We start from the raw sequence: 19,395 nt of genomic DNA, 5'->3' as shown, positions 1-19,395 counted from the left end.
CTATTTTATGGGATATTTGAAAGAACAGGGGAGACAGTTTGAGGATGTTTATGAGATGACTTATAGTGCACAAATGGAATTTTTTCAGAACTTTCTCTATTGGGTTAAAGGAGGAAAGCATATTTCCGGGGAAGTAAGGAAAATTCCAGATAATGGGACCTGCAATGCATATTTACATGATGTGTTTGGTTTTTATCAATTTCTTGAAATGGAATATGAACAGTTTGGCTCATTGCTGGTTCTTTCAGATAAGACAATTTCGTATACAAATGCTATAGGCGTTAGAAAGACCAAGCTGTGCCGGTCATTTGATGGATATTTGAATGCAGTTTCATCAAAAGGGAGAACCATAGAGAGAAAAAATATTATCGTTCTTTTGGATGCATGTACAAATTGCAGGGATCAGTTGTTACTTCTTTTATTAGCTGAGACCGGATTTCGCATTGGAGAGCTTTTAGGGGTACGTTATGTGGAGGACATTGATTACCAAGGGTGTCGGATACGCGTTGAGCCAAGAGTAGACAATGAAAATGAAGTGCGTGCAAAATATGAGGAAGACAGGTGGGCAAAGGTTAGCAAAGATACTTTTGACATTCTGCTCTTTTACTATGCTAAGTACAGAAAATTATTGCGAGAATCAGAATATTTGTTTATTACATTATCTGGAGAACATGCCGGACAAGCGTTAACAGAAGATGCAGTCAATGCAATGCTTCGCCGTTTACAAAAGAAGACACAGATTAAAGTTACATCTCATATGCTCAGGCACTATTTTGCAAACGAGCGCCGGAAGAATGGATGGAGTTTGGAATTGATCAGTCAGGCGCTGGGGCATAGGAATCTACAGACAACTATTAATTATCTGAACATTAGCAATGAAGAGTTGGTTGAAGCAAGTGAAGAGCTTTTTCGCAAAAATGCAGCATTATATATGGCGGATAAATTGTTATAGGAGTTGGTTAAATATGACAATGGAAGTGGTTAATTGCTTTTATGAAGAAAAGAAGAATGCCGAATATTTAGAAAGACAGATAGAGGAGTGCCCGGTAAGGGAAAAGAGATTTATAAAGCGTGGGATAGAGTATTTATATTTGAAAAATGTGTACGATGTAACAGAAATTGAAGATAGTTTGATTGATTCGTATGCACTATGGCTTCAGGAACATGGAATTAAAGACAGAAAGTTGATAGGTGTATACCAAAAATCTTTACGGGATTGGAGAATGTTTCATAAGCAAAAAGAATTTGTAAAACTAAAAGAAGAGCTGGAAGAATGTGACACAGTAGAACAGACTCTTAAGAACAAAGTGTATGCATTTATGGTGGAGAAGAAGATATATAGTTTGGAAGAAATTGACTGGGATGTCAGGGTGAGTTATGAACAATATCTGGAGAAAACCATAAATAAAAGAAACCGTCCATGGTATCTAAGCGGCTTAGATAAACTAAAGTTATCTGATATTAAAAAAAGAAATAACAGTATAAGGGAAACTAGAATTCGGCTAAAGTATCAAGAGAAGAGAATTTACTTGGGTTATCATCCGGATTATAATTTGGCAAAGGAATTTTACTATTGCAAGGATGCAGAAGGAATTATATGGGATTTTTCAATTAAGACATCACAGAGACTGAAATATCAGATTTTTACAGTTCTAAATTATGCATTAGAAAACTTTTCTGAGCGTAAATTACGGCGGGGGTATCTTGCCCCTTTGCATTTCTTTTATGTGTATTGCATAGACAGAGGGATTTCGGATCTAACACAGCTAGAACAAAATCAGATTGATGAGTATTTTAGTAAAGCAAAAGAAGTTCCTCTTGTAAATAACCGATATCCTCAGATTGTGGATAAAGTACAGAGAATCCTTTTTTTGCAGGCTAAAGATATTAACTGGGATGCAAATGTATGGTATTTGGAGCGTTTCCAGTTTGATATAACCCGTTATGATCCGACAAGACCGGTAAAACGAATTTCATTTTTAGATATATTAGATAAACATAACCGAGAATATTTAAAGATGTATGTAAAATATCAGTTGGGTGTAACTGGAGCTGCTGTTCAAAATATATGGGCACGGACGTATATTACAAAAGCTTTTCTGCGTTTTCTTGATAAAGAAAAACTTGCAGTAGATAAATTAACTGCAGCAGAGATTGATTTATATATGAGAGAGTTGCAAAAGGAATGTGTTGAAATTGCAACATTTAACGATAAGGTGGCTGAAATCCATTGCTTTTTTAGATTCCTGACAGCGAGGGGATATTATAGCAAGGTTCCGTTTTATTCAGAATATTATATAAAGCGGGAACCGGTACCACATCATTATCGGTCCGTACCACAGAATACGGTGACGGAGATCTTACAGAAATTAAACCAGTTGCCAGAAGACATGAGGCTTATGTATCTGCATTTATGGTGCTTGGGGTTACGAATCAATGAAGTATGTTCCATAAAACGGGAAGGATATTATCTGAAGGAGGGGGTTGCCTGGCTTAGGATTTACCAGCACAAAATGAAGATGGAAAAGGTAATTCCAATCCCGATGATATTATATCGTAGCATGATGGTTTATATAGAACGAAAGAAAATCGGTATAGACTCTTATGTGTTCCAAAATTCCAAAGGAGGACCATTTTTGTCAACACACTATTGGCATGAAATGGTGGCATGGTGCAAAAAACAGGGAATTAGATGCGGAGATCATGTGTTCCAAACGCACGATTATCGGCATAGTGTAGCCACAGCTTTATATGAACGCGGGGCGTCCATACAGGCAATCCGGGAATTTTTAGGTCATAAACATGAAAATATGACAAGACGGTATATTGACTGTATTCAGAAACATGTGGATATGTCAAGTGAACAATATTATAAAGAACAGAAAAGTTTGGTAAGTGAATGGAAAGAAAGAAGTGACAAAGATGGAAACTAGGATTTACATAAAAGAACTTCCTTGCTATCAAAGAAAAGGATGTATTTCTGAAAAAAATATTAGAGTTATGGAACAACATTTTTATAATTTGGATCTTTTGACAATGGAAGGGCAGAAAAAGGAAATGGAAACATTCATACGAAGCCGCGGAGAAGAGTTGAGTATGTCTACCGTAAATGGAGACATAATTCTTTACAATCTACTTGCTAGATTTATGAAAGATAAATATCCGTTTCTGCACAGCTTCAGGGCAATACCAGAAGAAGTCCTTGTTAAGAAATTTAGGGCATGGCTATTAAATCATGGCTATCAAATCACACGAAAGCATCATATGAAAAGTATGGGTAAGAATTTACAGGAGGATGCGGCACCGATCAAGTATCTACGTCTTCTGCTTCGTTATTTAGAGCCGGAAGATAAACGGTCAGAATGGGAAAAAGATGTGTGGAAACTGGAAAATTTTGGATTTGAGGTCAGACAGAATCCGATAGATGTAATAAGGACAATAAAATTTACAGGAATCATACAAGAGACGATAAGGGAAGAGGTAAAACGGGCATCTTATATCCGGATTAAATATTTATCGGTAGGTTCGTTACAGGGAGAGATACGTGCGGTAAGACGGTTTTCTGAGTTTCTTGCCAAGAGAAATCCAGAGATTAAAAGTTTAGGAGAAGTAGGGCGATTAAACATTGAAGAATACTTGACTTACATCAATCTGGAAAGAGGCCAGGAAAGAAACTTAAAAACGGAAATGGCAAATTTAAAAAACATGCTGCAGCAGGTTGGAAAAGTGATTGACAAGCCCAAGTTGGGGAAATTGTTTATTAAGCAGGACATGCCAAAAGCACCGGAAGTAGCATTTAAAATTTATTCTGACGAGGAAATAAAGCGTTTGAACTATTATATTGTTAATATGGAAGAACAGGTGGCACGTGCGCTGATCCTGCATCAGATGCTTGGTGGAAGGATTTCTGATACACTTACCTTGCGAACAGACTGCTTATATCAGGAAAATGGACATTATATTGTTCGAATGTATCAGGTAAAGACCTCTTATTATGAAAAACCGATTCCAGATGATGTGGCTAAGTTAATTCAGAAATCTATAGAGTATACATACGAAAGGTACGGGGAAACGGAATATGTATTCGTAAATGAGTCGAACCCTTCCCTGCCGTTTCAATATTCTATGCTGAAACACCGTGTATATACATTGATACACGAAAATGATATTTGCAAAGACAACGGAGAACGAATGGGCTTTGCCACACATTTATTCCGGCACTGTTATGGCATGAAACTTGTGGAACTGCATCTGGATGATGCTGCTATTGCACATCTATTAGGGCATAGAGGAGTGAATACGGTATATCGGTATCGGCGGGCAAGCGGAAAGCTACTGGTAAAGGAAACCGAAGAATTAAGAAAGACGATGGATGAGATTTTAAGTGAAATTATTAAGGAGTGGGATGGATATGAGCAAGTATTCAAAAATGGTTGAGTCTAATCAAAAGGCGAGTAAGGAAAAAATTGACCGCGCGATCCGCACGATTAAAGAAATGCTGGATAAAGAAGAGCAACTTTTGGTTTGTGAACTAGTTCGGAAAACCGGATTGTCAAGGGCTTTCTTCTATAAGAATCCGACTGTAAGCAAGTTTTTGAATGAGGCAAGACAGAAGCAGGAAGGCAAGGTGTTCCATCAGAAAAAGAAAGTGATTCTGGATTATGCTTTGGAGCGGCAGAATGAGTTAATAAAAATGGAGTATGAAAAATCTCAGAAAGAGAATAAGGATTTAAAGGCAGAGAATGAAAAGTTGAAGAAAGCTCTTAAGAAAAAAGAAGTTGCGTTTATTAAAGGATTGTAAATTTTATACCTGTAGAATTGGAAAAGTAAATAAGAAATAGATCAGCGTGGATGTGAGTTTTCTGAAGTTTTTTCTCTTATGTTTTAATAATTCGAGGACGAAGACAGTAAGATGTTTTCGCCCTCATTTTTTTATAATTTTGTGATTTTTACAGAAAAAGAGTAAGCTGTTACTTTTTATTTTATAGAGAGGCTGTCTGAAGAGAAAAATGTGTTTGGTATTAGTTTGTTAAATGGGGAACACAATAAACACTGTGTATCATGTAAAGACCTTGATTTTCCGGCTTTCCTGAGAGTGGGGTACATATTCTGGCAATATCCGGTCTGCATATTTCTTTTTTTGGCAACGGACTTTACCGGGGGCTTAGGAAAACCGGATTTTCTATTTTACAGGCCGGTGTAGTGGGAAGTCTGCTTCTTGAGAGCTATGTGGTGATGACCGGAATGAGTGTTTCGGCATTGCGGGCGTTTATCATGTTTCTGATCCGGATGGGAGCAGAGCTGACAGGAAGGGAATACGATGGATTGACGGCACTTGGGATTGCGGAAATTGGTTTGCTTCTGGCAAATCCGTTGCGGCTTTTTACGGCAGGGTTCCAGCTTTCTTTTGCTGCGGTTCTCGGTATCTATCTGATTGGTTTGGGAAATAAAAAAGGCAGATTTTCAGACAGTGTCCGGATGTCGGTGAGGCTCTGGTTTTTTCTGCTGCCAGTTACATTGTGGCACTATTATGAAACCTGCCTGTATGCGCCAGCCTGGAATCTTCTGGTAATTCCGATGGCATCCGTGCTTCTGCTTTGCGGGAGTGCAGGGATGGCAGTCATGCTGATTCCGTGTGGGGCAGGAAATATAATGCAGAGCGCACTTTGGAAAATAACAGAGTGGATTTTGCTTTTTTATGAAAAAGGGAGCGGTCTGCTCCTGGAACTTCCGGGGGCAAGGTGGATTCCGGGAAGACCACGGCTCTGGCAGATTGCCTGTTATTATGGGGTTCTTCTATTTTATTTGTGGAGAAAAAGGAAGGAAAAGAAAGAGGGCAGACAAACCGGGAAACAGGTGGTAAGACAGCTTGTGACAGCTGGGATCCTGCTCATCCTGCTTGGGATCCCAAAGTGGAAACGAGGGCAGATGGAGCTGACTATGCTGGATGTGGGACAGGGCGACTGTTTTTTCTTTCGGGACGGAAACGGAAAAAATTACCTGATCGACGGCGGAAGCAGTTCGGTAGATGCAGTAGGAAGATACCGGTTGGAACCATTTTTAAAATTCCGGGGCGTAAAGAGGCTGGATTATGTGTGGGTGACGCATGGGGATGTGGATCACTTAAATGCAGTGGAAGAACTTCTGGAACGGAGAAAATATGGAGTAGAAATCCAGTATCTGATTTTTCCGGAACAGAAATATTGGGATGAAAGGCTTATTAAATTATGTAATCTGGCAGAAGAGGCAGGAACGAAGGTACGGGTAATGGAGATGGATACTATTTTTCTGTCTGGAAAATTGAAGATGCGTTGTCTCTGGCCTGGAGAAGGTGAGCCATCTGAAAATGGAAATGAAAATTCTCTGGTACTTCACCTGCAATATGAAAAAATTACCATGCTTTTTACCGGAGATCTGGAAAATACCGGAGAAGAGCTGTTGGCAGAGAGAATAAAGAATCTCCGGAAAAAAGGAGAACTTCCGGCGTGTTATGATCTGCTGAAAGTCGGACACCACGGATCAAGAAATGCGACCGGCGAAGAGCTTCTGGAAGTGATCCGACCACGGGCAGCATTCTGTTCATCCGGAAAAGAAAACCGTTATGGACATCCGCATGCGGAAACACTGGAAAGACTTGCAAAATGGGGCGTAAGCCTATATAATACGAAAGACAGAGGTGCTGTTAGTATGTATACAGATGGAAGGGAATATGGTATCCAAAGTCCATGAAAAGTTTGAATGAAGATTTAAAGACAGGACAGTTTAAGCAGATTTATCTTCTATACGGAGAAGAAGCTTATCTGAAAAAATTATATAAAAACCGTTTCGTCAAAGCGATGGTTCCGGAAGGTGACACGATGAATTATCGTTATTTTGAGGGGAAGAACACGAACCCGAAGGAGATTATCGACCTTGCCGAGACCTTACCTTTTTTTGCAGAGCGCAGGCTGATCGTTCTGGAAAATACCGGTTTTCTGAAAAATGCGACACCGGAGCTGGCAGAATATCTGAAGGACATGCCGGAGACCACTTATATGATCTTTGTGGAATCAGAGCTGGATAAGAGAGGAAAGCTCTACAAAGCGATCAAGGAGAAAGGTCATATTGTAGAACTGAAGCGGCAGGATGAAAAGACACTGATCCGCTGGATCCTTGGGATGGCGAAAAAGGAGAAGCTTCAGATGTCGGAGGCAGCAGTGCGCTATCTGCTTGCAAAGACTGGTAATGACATGGAAAATCTCGGGCAGGAGCTGGAAAAATTATTCTGTTACTGCATGAACCACACGGAGATCACGGCAGCAGATATTGATGAAATCTGTACTACGCAGATCGGAAACCATATTTTTGATATGGTAGATGCGGTTGCAGCAAAAGAGCAGAAAAAAGCGCTGGATTACTATTATGATCTTCTGACACTGAAGGAACCGCCGATGCGGATCCTCTACCTGCTGACCAGACAGTTCCGTATTCTGATGGAGGTAAAAGAGATGGACCGTACTGGGATTCCGCCAAAAGAGATTGCCGCCAAGGTGGGAATCATGCCATTCCTGGTAGGAAAGTACCGGGCACAGGCGAAGGCATTTACCAGGAAAGAGCTGCGTGGGATCGTAGAAGCTGGTGTACAGACGGAAGAAGATGTAAAAACCGGAAAGATGGGAGATATCCTCTCGGTGGAACTCTTTCTGGTGCAGTACAGTAGCAAACGGGAAAAGTAATCAGATATAGATAAGAAGAAAAAGGAGAGACTGAAAATATGCATATGGATCAGAAAAAGATTCGGAATTTTTGTATTATTGCACATATTGACCATGGAAAATCCACACTGGCGGACCGTATTATCGAACAGACAGGTCTTCTGACCAGCAGAGAGATGCAGGCACAGGTGCTGGATAACATGGATCTGGAAAGAGAACGTGGTATCACAATCAAATCACAGGCAGTCCGCACGGTTTATAAGGCAAAGGATGGGGAGGAATATATCTTTAATCTGATCGATACTCCGGGACACGTAGACTTTAACTATGAAGTGTCACGGAGTCTTGCAGCTTGTGATGGAGCAATCCTGGTCGTTGATGCGGCACAGGGCGTAGAAGCGCAGACACTGGCAAATGTATATCTGGCACTGGACCATGATCTGGATGTCATGCCGGTTATCAACAAGATTGATCTTCCAAGCGCAGAGCCGCAGCGTGTGATCGAAGAGATTGAAGATGTGATCGGAATTGAAGCGCAGGATGCACCACTGATCTCGGCAAAGACAGGGCTTAATGTAGATCAGGTTCTGGAACAGATCGTGACAAAGATCCCTTCTCCGACAGGAGATCCAGATGCACCGCTTCAGGCACTGATTTTCGATTCTCTCTATGATCCGTATAAAGGCGTTATCGTATTCTGCCGTATCAAAGAAGGATGTATCACGAAAGGAATGCCGATTCATATGATGGCGACAGGTGCAACTGCTGATGTTGTGGAGGTTGGATATTTTGGTGCCGGACAGTTTATCCCTTGTGATGAGCTTTCAGCAGGAATGGTTGGATATTTTACAGCCAGCCTGAAAAATGTAAAGGACACCCGTGTGGGTGATACCGTAACAGGCGCGGAAAATCCATGTTCTGAGCCTCTTCCGGGATATAAAAAGGTCAACCCGATGGTGTACTGCGGAATGTATCCGGCAGACAGCTCCAAATACCCGGATCTGAGAGATGCACTGGAAAAACTGCAACTCAACGATGCGGCACTTCAGTTTGAACCGGAGACCTCTCTTGCGCTGGGATTTGGTTTCCGCTGTGGTTTCCTTGGACTTTTGCATCTGGAGATCATTCAGGAGAGACTGGAAAGAGAATACAATCTGGATCTGGTGACAACTGCGCCGGGCGTTATCTACAAGGTGCACAAGACCAACGGAGAAGTGATCGACCTGACCAATCCGTCTAATCTTCCGGATCCGTCAGAAATTGATTTTATGGAAGAGCCGATGGTAAAAGCAGAGATTATGGTGACATCCGAATTTATCGGTGCGATCATGGATCTGTGTCAGGAAAGACGTGGCGAATATCAGGGAATGGAATACATCGAAGAGACCAGAGCAGTATTGAAATACCACCTGCCTCTGAATGAGATCATTTATGATTTCTTTGATGCGCTCAAATCCAGATCCCGCGGTTATGCGTCTTTTGATTATGAAATGCTCGGCTATGTCAAATCTGATCTGGTCAAGCTGGACATCCTGATCAACAAAGAAGAAGTGGATGCTCTTTCCTTTATTGTATTTGCGGGAAGTGCTTATGAGAGAGGAAGAAAGATGTGTGAGAAGCTCAAAGAAGAGATTCCGAGACAGCTTTTTGAAATTCCGATCCAGGCAGCTGTCGGAAGCAAGATCATTGCCCGTGAGACAGTAAGAGCCATGCGTAAGGATGTACTTGCCAAGTGCTACGGCGGTGATATCAGCCGTAAGAAGAAGCTTCTGGAAAAGCAGAAGGAAGGAAAGAAGCGTATGCGCCAGGTTGGAAATGTAGAAATTCCACAGAAGGCATTTATGAGTGTATTAAAACTGGACGACAAATAGATAGACAAAGGATAATCGAGCAGGCTGGCTCCTACTCGATTCGTATACTTTGTACACTATCTCGCTTAACAGCTCGATGATGTACATTCGCCAAGTACAGATTCTTGTGCAAGCACAAATCTGTACTTGGCTCATCGTATACACAAAAAGGCAGGAGCGGTTTCCGAGGGAAAGGTTCCTGCCTTTTGAACAGAAAAGGAGAAAAGCAGATGCAGCCTTTAGAACTATATATTCATATTCCGTTTTGTGTGAAAAAATGTGCATATTGTGATTTCCTTTCCGGTCCGGCCGGAGAAAAGGAAAAAGAGGAATATGTGAAAATGCTGGTCGACGAGATCAGAAACTGTCCGGATACAGTGCAGAATTACAGGGTGATTTCCATTTTTTTCGGAGGCGGAACCCCATCTCTTCTTACCGGTGAGCAGATTGGGCGGCTGATGGATACGGTCAGGGAAATATTTACGTTGGATGAGGACGCAGAGATCACTATGGAAATGAATCCGGGAACGGTAACGGAAGAAAAACTGCGAAAGTACAGACAGGCAGGGGTGAATCGTCTGAGTATCGGTCTGCAGTCGGTCAATGATGAGGAACTTCGTCTGCTTGGAAGAATCCATACTTATGAAGAATTTCGGGAAGCATATCATCTGGCGAGAGCCAATGGTTTTTCAAATATCAATGTAGACCTGATCTCGGCAATTCCGGGGCAGACGGTGGAAAGCTGGAGGCGTACACTGGAGCAGGTAATGGCACTTTCCCCGGAGCATATTTCTGCATATAGTCTGATCTTGGAAGAGGGAACAACTTTCTATAAAAAATATGTAGAAGACGAGGCAAAAGAAGGACCAAAGCTTCCGGATGAGGATGCGGAGCGTCAGATGTACTGGGATACGGAAACGCTGATGGAGAAGAACGGATATCACCGTTATGAGATTTCCAATTATGCTAAGGAGGGATATGCCTGCCGGCACAACCTGGGATATTGGGAGAGAATTCCGTATCTGGGATTTGGAATTGGTGCGGCATCTCTGGTTCCCGGGGATCTGATTGGAAAATGCAGGAAGCTGGAAGGAAAAATGAGTCGCTACACGAACCCGGATCAGTTAAGGGAGTATGCACATTCCTACAGGAACAAATTTCAGGCAGAGCTTCTGACAGAAACTGAGGAGATGGAGGAATTTATGTTTCTTGGACTGCGGAAAATGAACGGAATCTCAAAAAAAGAATTTTCAGAGTATTTTGGGAAGAGTCTGGAGGATATTTACGGTGAACCGATCTGCAAACTGGAAAGCTTAAAGCTTCTTGAGCAAGATGATGACAGAGTATGGCTTACAAAACGGGGGATCGATGTCAGCAACAGTGTGTTTGTAGAGTTTCTGCTGGAAGAGTAAAATTTGGAAAATCAGAAAAATATAAAGTATACTTGACAAATAGGTTTTATAGGCATATAATGACATCATCGAGTTAAACCTATCAAAACAGTAGGAAAGAAAGGAGAACTTACGATGTCAAAAATTTATAATGGTGTTTTAGAGCTTGTTGGAAATACTCCTCTTGTAGAGGTGAAAAATATTGAAGAAGAATTAGGATTAGAGGCAAGAATCCTTGTGAAACTGGAATATTTTAACCCGGCCGGAAGTGTAAAAGACAGAATTGCCAAAGCAATGATCGAGGATGCTGAGGAAAAAGGATTATTAAAAGAAGGTTCTGTTATCATTGAGCCTACTTCGGGAAATACGGGAATCGGTCTTGCATCGATTGCAGCAGTCAAAGGATACCGTATCATTCTTACTATGCCGGAGACAATGAGTGTAGAAAGAAGAAACATCCTGAAAGCATACGGAGCAGAGATTGTTCTGACAGAAGGTGCAAAGGGAATGAAGGGTGCGATTGAAAAAGCAGATGAACTTGCAAAAGAGATCCCGGGCAGCTATATCCCTGGACAGTTTGTTAATCCGGCTAATCCGGAAGTACACAGAAAGACAACCGGACCAGAGATCTGGAAGGATACAGACGGAGAAGTAGATCTGTTTATCGCAGGTGTTGGTACAGGTGGAACACTGACCGGTGTCGGCGAATATCTGAAATCCCAGAATCCGGATGTGAAGATCGTTGCATTGGAGCCTGCAAGCTCACCGGTACTTTCTACAGGAAAAGGTGGTCCTCACAAGATTCAGGGAATCGGAGCAGGATTTGTACCGGACGTACTCAACACAACTGTATATGATGAAATATTTACTGTAGAAAATGATGACGCTTTTGCAACAGGAAAGCTGCTTGCAAAGAAAGAAGGAATCCTGGTAGGAATTTCTTCGGGAGCCGCACTTTATGGAGCGATCGAACTTGCAAAACGTCCGGAAAACAAAGGAAAGACGATTGTGGCACTGCTTCCGGATACCGGAGACAGATATTACTCCACACCGCTCTTCACGGAGTAGAATATGAATTTTTCAAAGAAAAGCAGATACGGACTTCGGGCACTGATCGACCTGTCCGTATACTCAAAAGAATCCCATGTTGCACTTGCAGCAATTGCAGAGCGTAACAGTATTTCACCGCAGTATCTGGAACAGGTATTTGCGGCACTCAGAAAAGCCGGAATCATTAAAAGCGTGAAAGGACCGCAGGGGGGATACCTGTTGGCGAAGCCTGCCACAAAGATTTCGGTTGCGGAAATATTACGTGCGCTGGAAGGTGATTATCTCATCGAAGAAGAGGATGTAGAAGGCGCCGAGAATGGAAGAGCTGCGGCTCAGGCTGTACAGAGTGAAGTTATCGAACGTCTGAACAGAGGACTACAGGATATCCTTGAGAATCTGTTTCTCTCTGACCTCGAACAAAAATATCAGGAATACAGTGAATACAGTCAGGATATGTACTATATATAATAGAAGAAATGCACACCATCAGACCGGGAGGCTGAGGTGTGTATTTTTTGGTTTGACGGTCGGGTGGGGAGTTTGGGAGGAAGGGAGCAGGCGGTTCAGGCAGAAAAGAAGGGATTCCGATTCAATCGGCAAACCATTCCGATGAGCCTCCGAAAGCAATCATTGTGTCAGCAATGGCTTCCACAATGATTTGAGTCTCATCTACATTGCCTCAAATGAATTGGAATCCCTTCTTTTCTGCCTGGTCGCCCGCTCCCTTCCTCCAAAACTCCCCACCCTCTTCCTGGAAGACAGAAAACATACAGACGGGACGCCCCAGTCTGATGATGTGCGGAAAAAACCGGTTGCTCCAGCCAGTTGTTGTTTAAGTGGAAGTGTGGAGCTCCCAGAAAGTAGAAAATGCATCATCTCAAAACAGCCTAATCCCAGGAAGTAGAAAATACATCATCTTCAAACAGTCCGATTCCAATATTTGCGGACGAAAATGGCGCAGCCATTAAGTCCCGCCCCACGCAATACAGTATTGTTAAAAAAGCAAGTAAATCCTTTATAGTATGTCCTGTAAGCGCCCAAATCAAGTCGATTATTATAGGCTTGAGTGAGGTTCCACCCGGATATGCTGTCGGATTCCAATTCATTTGAGGCAATGGAGATGAGACTCAGAACATTATGGAAGCCTTTGCTGACATAATGTTCGCTTTCAGAGGCTCATCGGAATGGTTTGCCGATTGAATTGGAATCCGACAGCATATCCGGGTGGAACCGGACTAAAAATAAAAAAATCATAAACCCTGTTGACAAAGTGAATAGTAAGTGGTACATTTATAAGCGTAGAAAATGTTAGCACTCAGACATAACGAGTGCTAATAACAAAAAGGAGGTAGCATATGGAAGCCATACAGGAACTTAATGAGCGGAAGACGAAGATCTTACATGCAATCATTAAGAACTATCTTGAGACCGGAGAGCCTGTGGGATCCAGAACGATTTCCAAGTATACGGATCTGAATTTAAGTTCGGCAACAATTCGGAATGAGATGGCAGATCTCGAAGAGCTTGGTTATATTATGCAGCCTCACACATCAGCAGGAAGGATTCCGTCGGATAAAGGTTACAGATGGTATGTGGATATGCTGATGAGCCAGAAAGAACAGGAGATTACCGAAATCAAAGGTCAGATGCTTGAGAAGGCTGACAAGATGGAAGAACTTCTGAAGCAGGTTGCAAAGGTTCTTGCGAACAACACGAATTATGCGACGATGATTTCGACTCCGACTTACAACGGGAACAAATTAAAATTTATCCAGCTTTCACAGGTTGATGACCATCAGCTGATCGTTGTGATCGTGATGGAAGGCAACATTGTAAAGAACCAGATCGTGACACTGGATGAGCCGCTCAGCAATGAAGCACTATTGAAGCTGAATATGCTTCTGAATACTTCGCTGAATGGAACTTCACTAGAGCAGATCAATCTGGGAGTGATCGCAAGACTGAAAGAACAGGCAGGGATCCACAGTGGTGTGATGAGCAGTGTCCTGGATGCAGTAGCGAATGTGATCCAGCTGGATGACGACATGGAGATTTACACCAGTGGCGCGACGAATATTTTCAAGTATCCGGAGCTTAGTGATAAGCAGAGCGCACAGGAGATCATCAGTGCTTTTGAAGAAAAGCAGCAGCTTGCCGCTCTGGTAACAAAGTCAATGGCAAACGGCGGTGAAGACAGAGACATTCAGGTATACATCGGAGATGAATCGAATGTGGAGAACATGAAAGACTGCAGCGTAGTCACAGCAACATATGAGTTGGGCGAGGGCATGCAGGGAACCATCGGAATCATCGGACCGAAGCGAATGGATTATGAACATGTCATGAAGACGCTTAAGACACTGATGGCAGAGCTGGATGACATATTCCACAGGGATGAGCCGAAAAAGCTCGAATAAGAAGTAAGAAAGGTGGAAGAACCATTGGATAAAAAGATGAGTAATGAAGAAATGGTAAAAGAAGCAGTGGAAGAAGCAAAGAAAGCTGCGGAGGCAGAAGCCAAAGAGCAGGAGGCAAAAGGGCAGGAACCGGAAGAAACCGAAGCAACAGAGGAAGAAGCTGTTGGTAAAGAGACGAATTCCGAAGATACTGAAGAACCAAAGAAAAAGAAGCTGTTTGAAAAGAAGAATAAAAAAGATAAAAAGGATGAGCAGATCGCAGATCTGACAGACAAACTTACGAGACACATGGCTGAGTTCGATAATTACAGAAAGCGTACTGAAAAAGAAAAGTCAGCGATGTATGAGATCGGAGCCAAAGATGTTGTAGAAAAAATTCTTCCGATTGTAGACAACTTTGAACGCGGACTTCAGTCCGTACCGGAAGAAAAGAAAGATGATCCGTTCGTAGATGGAATGGATAAGATCTATAAACAAATGATGAGCACACTGGAAGGAATCGGAGTAAAACCGATCGAAGCAGTTGGTCAGGAATTCGATCCGAATTTCCACAATGCAGTGATGCATGTGGAGGATGAAGAACTTGGTGAAAATGTAGTAGCCGAGGAATTCCAGAAAGGATATATGTACCGTGACTCAGTCGTAAGACACAGCATGGTAAAGGTAGCAAACTAAGATATACCGTGTACCGCATTTACGATACACTTTATATAAATAACAAAGCAAAATACAATTTTTATTATATTAACAGGAGGTCTTCATAATGGGCAAAATCATTGGTATTGACTTAGGTACAACAAACAGTTGTGTAGCGGTTATGGAAGGTGGACAGCCGGTCGTAATCGCAAATACAGAAGGAGCAAGAACTACACCATCTGTAGTAGCATTTACAAAGACAGGAGAACGTCTTGTAGGTGAACCTGCAAAACGTCAGGCAGTAACAAATGCAGAAAAGACAATCTCATCTATCAAGCGTGAGATGGGTACAGATCATAAAGTAGACATCGATGGAAAGAAATATTCTCCACAGGAAATTTCAGCTATGATCCTTCAGAAATTGAAAGCAGATGCAGAAGGATATCTTGGAGAAAAAGTTACGGAAGCAGTTATCACTGTTCCGGCTTACTTCAACGATGCTCAGCGTCAGGCTACAAAAGATGCAGGTAAGATTGCAGGCCTTGATGTAAAACGTATCATCAACGAGCCTACAGCAGCAGCTCTTGCATATGGACTTGACAATGAAAAAGAACAGAAGATCATGGTATACGACCTTGGCGGTGGTACATTTGATGTATCTGTTATCGAGATCGGTGACGGCGTTATCGAAGTTCTTTCTACAGCTGGTAACAACAGACTTGGTGGAGATGACTTCGACCAGAAGATCACAGATTATATGCTTGCAGATTTCAAAGCAAAAGAAGGCGTAGACCTGTCAACAGACAGAATGGCACTTCAGAGACTGAAAGAAGCAGCTGAAAAAGCAAAGAAAGAACTTTCTTCTGCAACAACAACAAACATCAACCTTCCGTTCATCACAGCAACAGCTGAAGGACCGAAGCATTTTGATATGACTCTTACAAGAGCTAAATTCGATGAACTGACACGTGACCTTGTAGAAAAGACACAGGAACCGGTAAGACGTGCACTTTCTGATGCAGGACTTACAGCAGCAGACTTAGGTCAGGTACTTCTTGTTGGTGGATCTACACGTATCCCGGCAGTTCAGGAAGAAGTAAAACGTCTGACAGGAAAAGAACCAAGTAAATCTCTTAACCCGGATGAATGTGTAGCACTTGGTGCTTCTATCCAGGGTGGTAAGCTTGCAGGAGATGCAGGCGCAGGCGACATCCTTCTTCTTGATGTAACTCCACTTTCACTTTCTATCGAAACAATGGGTGGTGTAGCTACAAGACTGATTGAGAGAAACACAACAATCCCGACAAAGAAGAGCCAGATCTTCTCTACAGCAGCTGATAACCAGACAGCCGTTGATATCAATGTTGTACAGGGTGAAAGACAGTTTGCAAGAGATAACAAGTCCCTCGGACAGTTCAGACTGGATGGAATTCCGCCGGCTCCACGTGGAATCCCACAGATCGAAGTTACATTCGATATTGATGCAAACGGTATCGTAAATGTATCTGCAAAAGATCTGGGAACAGGAAAAGAACAGCACATCACAATTACAGCAGGATCTAATATGTCTGATGCAGATATCGACAAAGCTGTAAAAGAAGCTGCAGAATTTGAAGCTCAGGATAAGAAACGTAAAGAAGCAATCGATGCTAAGAACGATGCCGACGCTATGGTATTCCAGACAGAAAAAGCACTTGGCGAAGTTGGAGATAAGATCGATGCAGCAGACAAAGCAGCAGTAGAAGCTGACGTACAGGCTCTGAAAGATCTGCTTGCAAAAGCGAATACAGAAGAACTTACAGATGCTCAGGTTGCAGAAATCAAAGCAGGAAAAGAAAAACTGATGGAAAGCGCTCAGAAACTGTTCACAAAGGTTTACGAACAGGCAGGCGCACAGGCTGGTCAGGCAGGCGCACAGGCTGGTCAGGCAGGATCACAGGCTGGACCTGCACCAGAAGCAGGACCGGCTCCGGAAGGATTTAACGGAGATGACGTAGTTGACGGAGATTACAAAGAAGTTTAATCCGTAAGATAAGATGAGAAACTGCAAGGCGGCATTATACCGTCTTGCAGATTTCATGTATCATAAATAAAAATAGTTTTTTATGACATAAAAAGCCTCCGGTTAGGTGAACTGCATGTGCAAAGAAGATGTTGCAGAGAGCCGGCGCGGGCATGAGAATGTGCCAGGGTACATTCTGTATTAAAATACTTTGAGAAATATCTAAGTGAGGTAGGATTATGGCAGAGGCAAAAAGGGATTATTATGAGATCCTGGGCGTATCACGAGATGCGGATGATGCGACTCTGAAAAAAGCATACAGAGCTTTGGCGAAAAAATATCACCCGGATATGAATCCAGGAGATGCAGAAGCCGAAAAGAAGTTCAAGGAGGCTTCTGAAGCCTATGCTGTTCTGAGTGATGCAGACAAACGGCGTCAGTACGATCAGTTTGGTCATGCAGCGTTTGAAGGCGGTGCAGGCGGAGCCGGTGGATATGGCGGTTTTGATTTTAACGGGGCAGACTTTGGTGATATTTTTGGTGATATCTTCGGTGATCTGTTTGGCGGTGGCAGAAGAGGCGGACGTGCGAACAATGGTCCGATGAAAGGCGCCAATATCCGTAAAGGTGTCCGGATTACATTTGAGGAAGCAATTTTTGGATGCGAGAAGGAACTGGATATCGTTCTGAAAGATCCATGTACAAAGTGTAACGGAACAGGAGCAAAACCGGGAACAAGTCCGGAGACCTGTTCAAAATGTGGTGGAAAAGGTCAGGTTGTTTATACATCACAGTCGTTCTTCGGAACGGTGCAGAATGTGCAGACCTGTCCGGACTGTCATGGAACAGGTAAGATCATTCGTGAGAAATGTCCGGACTGTGGTGGAACAGGCTATACTTCAAGCCGCAAGAAGATCAAAGTCACAATCCCGGCAGGTATTGACAATGGTCAGAGCGTAAGAATCCGTGAGAAAGGTGAACCGGGTGTGAATGGCGGACCGAGGGGAGACCTTCTGGTAGAAGTTACGGTTTCCAGACATCCAATCTTCCAGAGACAGGATGTTCATATTTTCTCAACTGCACCAATTTCGTTTGCGCAGGCAGCACTTGGTGGTGATGTGCGAATCAAGACGGTTGATGGTGATGTGATCTATACCGTAAAACCGGGAACTAAGACTGATACAAAAGTACGCCTGAAAGGAAAAGGGGTACCTTCTTTGAGAAATCCTCAGGTCAGAGGTGATCATTATGTGACGCTGGTTATTCAGACCCCGGAAAAATTAAGTCCGGAAGCCAAAGAAGTGCTTAGACATTTTGATCAGTTGACAGGAAATACACTGAACCAGGAAGAGCCGGCTTCTGAATCGAAGGGTAAAGCTAAGAAAAAAGGGTTCATGGATAAGTTAAAAGAAACATTTGAAGAATAATAAAAAGGTGGCTGCGAAAAACCCGATTGAGTTTTTCGCAGCCACTTTTTTACTATTCTTCTTCGTCTTCCAGTTCTCCTCCGATGACACCTCCGAGAACGGCAGTGAAAGAAGCAACAACGACAGCGGCGATGATTGCTACACCGATCAGTGCTACTAATAAAATACCCATAACACGTACCTCCTTTTCTCGTCCTTTTTATAGTATAACACGGAGGCATGTAAAATTAAATGAAAAAATGTGACTTTTTTCATTTAGTATGCTATAATGTCAAAGAGCAAATGATAACACAGCGTATTGTCAGTTTTGCGGATTTAAAATAGTAAGGCTTAGCGGTTAAGGAGGGCAAACCAATATGGCACTGAAAAAACAGATAAAAGAAACAAAGGCAGCAGAGGTAAAGGCAGCGGCAGAAACTAAAGAAGAAGTAAAAACAGCAGTTAAAGCAGCAGAAGATAAAGTCAGCGAAAAAGTAGAAGAAGTAAAAGAAACTGCTAAAAAAGAAGCACAGCCGAAAGAAGTAAAGGCTACTGTTGAAAAGAAAGCGCAGGAAGTAAAAAAAGCTGCAGGAGAAGTGAAAAAAACAGTAGAAGAAACAGCTGAAAAAGCTGCAAAAGAAGTGAAGAAAACTGCAGAGAAAGTTACAAAAGAAGTAAAGAAAGCAGCACCAAAAACAACAGCAAAAAAATCTGCGGCAAAGAAAGAAATCAAAACAGAAGTTGTTCTTCAGTATGGTGAAAAAGAAGTAAACACAAAAGATATGATTGCTTCAGTAAAAAAAGACTGGACAAAACAGAAACATAAAATTTCCGAGATCAAGAGTATTGAGCTTTATGTAAAACCGGAAGATTATGCAGTATACTATGTAATCAATGGCGAACATACCGGAAAAGTATGGTTATAAGATAAGACTGAAAGATTTAGTCC

General features: G+C 42.4%; 15 protein-coding genes. All 15 read left to right on the top strand.

Annotated features, from left to right (window positions below):
* The first annotated feature begins 7 nt into the window (after positions 1–7).
* The 15 genes from PGY05_RS13200 (at position 8) to PGY05_RS13130 (ending at position 19,372) form a co-directional block, all read left to right on the top strand.
* Positions 8–952 carry a tyrosine-type recombinase/integrase gene (locus PGY05_RS13200; protein ID WP_270476104.1) on the top strand — a complete coding sequence of 315 codons (945 nt, stop codon included), beginning with the start codon at positions 8–10 and terminating at the stop codon, positions 950–952.
* A gap of 13 nt (positions 953–965) precedes the next feature.
* Positions 966–2,933, top strand: a complete 1,968-nt coding sequence (locus PGY05_RS13195; protein WP_270476103.1) for a tyrosine-type recombinase/integrase — start codon at positions 966–968, stop codon at positions 2,931–2,933.
* A 214-nt stretch (positions 2,934–3,147) separates the two neighbouring features.
* Positions 3,148–4,437 carry a tyrosine-type recombinase/integrase gene (locus PGY05_RS13190; protein ID WP_270476102.1) on the top strand — a complete coding sequence of 430 codons (1,290 nt, stop codon included), beginning with the start codon at positions 3,148–3,150 and terminating at the stop codon, positions 4,435–4,437.
* Positions 4,412–4,801 (top strand): DUF6262 family protein, encoded by a 390-nt coding sequence (locus tag PGY05_RS13185; RefSeq protein WP_118622595.1) that lies wholly within the window; start codon positions 4,412–4,414, stop codon positions 4,799–4,801. Before PGY05_RS13190 ends, PGY05_RS13185 begins: the two co-directional genes overlap by 26 nt.
* Before the next feature lie 305 nt (positions 4,802–5,106).
* Entirely contained in the window at positions 5,107–6,729 is a 1,623-nt protein-coding gene (locus PGY05_RS13180; RefSeq protein WP_330673021.1) for a DNA internalization-related competence protein ComEC/Rec2, read from the top strand.
* Positions 6,726–7,715 (top strand): DNA polymerase III subunit delta, encoded by a 990-nt coding sequence (holA, locus tag PGY05_RS13175; RefSeq protein ID WP_195479461.1) that lies wholly within the window; start codon positions 6,726–6,728, stop codon positions 7,713–7,715. Before PGY05_RS13180 ends, holA begins: the two co-directional genes overlap by 4 nt.
* Positions 7,716–7,753: 38 nt before the next feature.
* Positions 7,754–9,565 carry a translation elongation factor 4 gene (gene lepA, locus PGY05_RS13170; protein WP_008374702.1) on the top strand — a complete coding sequence of 604 codons (1,812 nt, stop codon included), beginning with the start codon at positions 7,754–7,756 and terminating at the stop codon, positions 9,563–9,565.
* 209 nt (positions 9,566–9,774) lie between these two features.
* On the top strand, positions 9,775–10,956 hold the full coding sequence (hemW, locus tag PGY05_RS13165; protein ID WP_055157567.1) for a radical SAM family heme chaperone HemW: 1,182 nt from the start codon (positions 9,775–9,777) through the stop codon (positions 10,954–10,956).
* 114 nt (positions 10,957–11,070) lie between these two features.
* The gene (cysK, locus tag PGY05_RS13160; RefSeq protein WP_270476100.1) at positions 11,071–12,003 is read left to right on the top strand and encodes a cysteine synthase A; all 933 of its coding nucleotides are present in this window, start codon (positions 11,071–11,073) and stop codon (positions 12,001–12,003) included.
* Positions 12,004–12,006: 3 nt separating this feature from the next.
* Positions 12,007–12,453, top strand: a complete 447-nt coding sequence (locus tag PGY05_RS13155; RefSeq protein WP_008374709.1) for an RrF2 family transcriptional regulator — start codon at positions 12,007–12,009, stop codon at positions 12,451–12,453.
* An 887-nt stretch (positions 12,454–13,340) separates the two neighbouring features.
* Positions 13,341–14,402: a heat-inducible transcriptional repressor HrcA gene (gene hrcA, locus PGY05_RS13150; RefSeq protein ID WP_022220707.1), complete on the top strand. Its 1,062-nt coding sequence runs from the start codon at positions 13,341–13,343 to the stop codon at positions 14,400–14,402.
* Between the two features lie 36 nt (positions 14,403–14,438).
* Positions 14,439–15,077 carry a nucleotide exchange factor GrpE gene (gene grpE / locus PGY05_RS13145; protein ID WP_173691958.1) on the top strand — a complete coding sequence of 213 codons (639 nt, stop codon included), beginning with the start codon at positions 14,439–14,441 and terminating at the stop codon, positions 15,075–15,077.
* A gap of 88 nt (positions 15,078–15,165) precedes the next feature.
* Complete coding sequence (gene dnaK / locus PGY05_RS13140) at positions 15,166–17,061, top strand: molecular chaperone DnaK (protein ID WP_173686432.1); 1,896 nt, start codon at positions 15,166–15,168, stop codon at positions 17,059–17,061.
* A gap of 218 nt (positions 17,062–17,279) precedes the next feature.
* Positions 17,280–18,467 carry a molecular chaperone DnaJ gene (dnaJ, locus tag PGY05_RS13135; RefSeq protein WP_008374725.1) on the top strand — a complete coding sequence of 396 codons (1,188 nt, stop codon included), beginning with the start codon at positions 17,280–17,282 and terminating at the stop codon, positions 18,465–18,467.
* A 356-nt stretch (positions 18,468–18,823) separates the two neighbouring features.
* On the top strand, positions 18,824–19,372 hold the full coding sequence (locus PGY05_RS13130) for a DUF6465 family protein (RefSeq protein WP_070097332.1): 549 nt from the start codon (positions 18,824–18,826) through the stop codon (positions 19,370–19,372).
* Positions 19,373–19,395 lie beyond the last annotated feature (23 nt).

The sequence above is a fragment of the Coprococcus sp. AF51-11b1 genome (assembly GCF_027682785.1).
In the GTDB taxonomy this organism is placed as follows: domain Bacteria; phylum Bacillota; class Clostridia; order Lachnospirales; family Lachnospiraceae; genus Allocoprococcus; species Allocoprococcus comes.
Note: the sequence above shows the minus strand (reverse complement) of the source record. Positions and strands in the feature narration are given on the sequence as shown.

Coding starts and splice junctions, on each gene's coding strand:
- holA (WP_195479461.1), top strand. CDS start 6,726: ATGAAAAGTTTGAATGAAGATTTAAAGACAGGACAGTTTAAGCAGATT.
- hrcA (WP_022220707.1), top strand. CDS start 13,341: ATGGAAGCCATACAGGAACTTAATGAGCGGAAGACGAAGATCTTACAT.
- PGY05_RS13130 (WP_070097332.1), top strand. CDS start 18,824: ATGGCACTGAAAAAACAGATAAAAGAAACAAAGGCAGCAGAGGTAAAG.
- dnaK (WP_173686432.1), top strand. CDS start 15,166: ATGGGCAAAATCATTGGTATTGACTTAGGTACAACAAACAGTTGTGTA.
- PGY05_RS13190 (WP_270476102.1), top strand. CDS start 3,148: ATGAAAGATAAATATCCGTTTCTGCACAGCTTCAGGGCAATACCAGAA.
- grpE (WP_173691958.1), top strand. CDS start 14,439: ATGAGTAATGAAGAAATGGTAAAAGAAGCAGTGGAAGAAGCAAAGAAA.
- hemW (WP_055157567.1), top strand. CDS start 9,775: ATGCAGCCTTTAGAACTATATATTCATATTCCGTTTTGTGTGAAAAAA.
- PGY05_RS13155 (WP_008374709.1), top strand. CDS start 12,007: ATGAATTTTTCAAAGAAAAGCAGATACGGACTTCGGGCACTGATCGAC.
- PGY05_RS13195 (WP_270476103.1), top strand. CDS start 966: ATGACAATGGAAGTGGTTAATTGCTTTTATGAAGAAAAGAAGAATGCC.
- PGY05_RS13200 (WP_270476104.1), top strand. CDS start 8: ATGGGATATTTGAAAGAACAGGGGAGACAGTTTGAGGATGTTTATGAG.
- dnaJ (WP_008374725.1), top strand. CDS start 17,280: ATGGCAGAGGCAAAAAGGGATTATTATGAGATCCTGGGCGTATCACGA.
- PGY05_RS13185 (WP_118622595.1), top strand. CDS start 4,412: ATGAGCAAGTATTCAAAAATGGTTGAGTCTAATCAAAAGGCGAGTAAG.
- lepA (WP_008374702.1), top strand. CDS start 7,754: ATGCATATGGATCAGAAAAAGATTCGGAATTTTTGTATTATTGCACAT.
- cysK (WP_270476100.1), top strand. CDS start 11,071: ATGTCAAAAATTTATAATGGTGTTTTAGAGCTTGTTGGAAATACTCCT.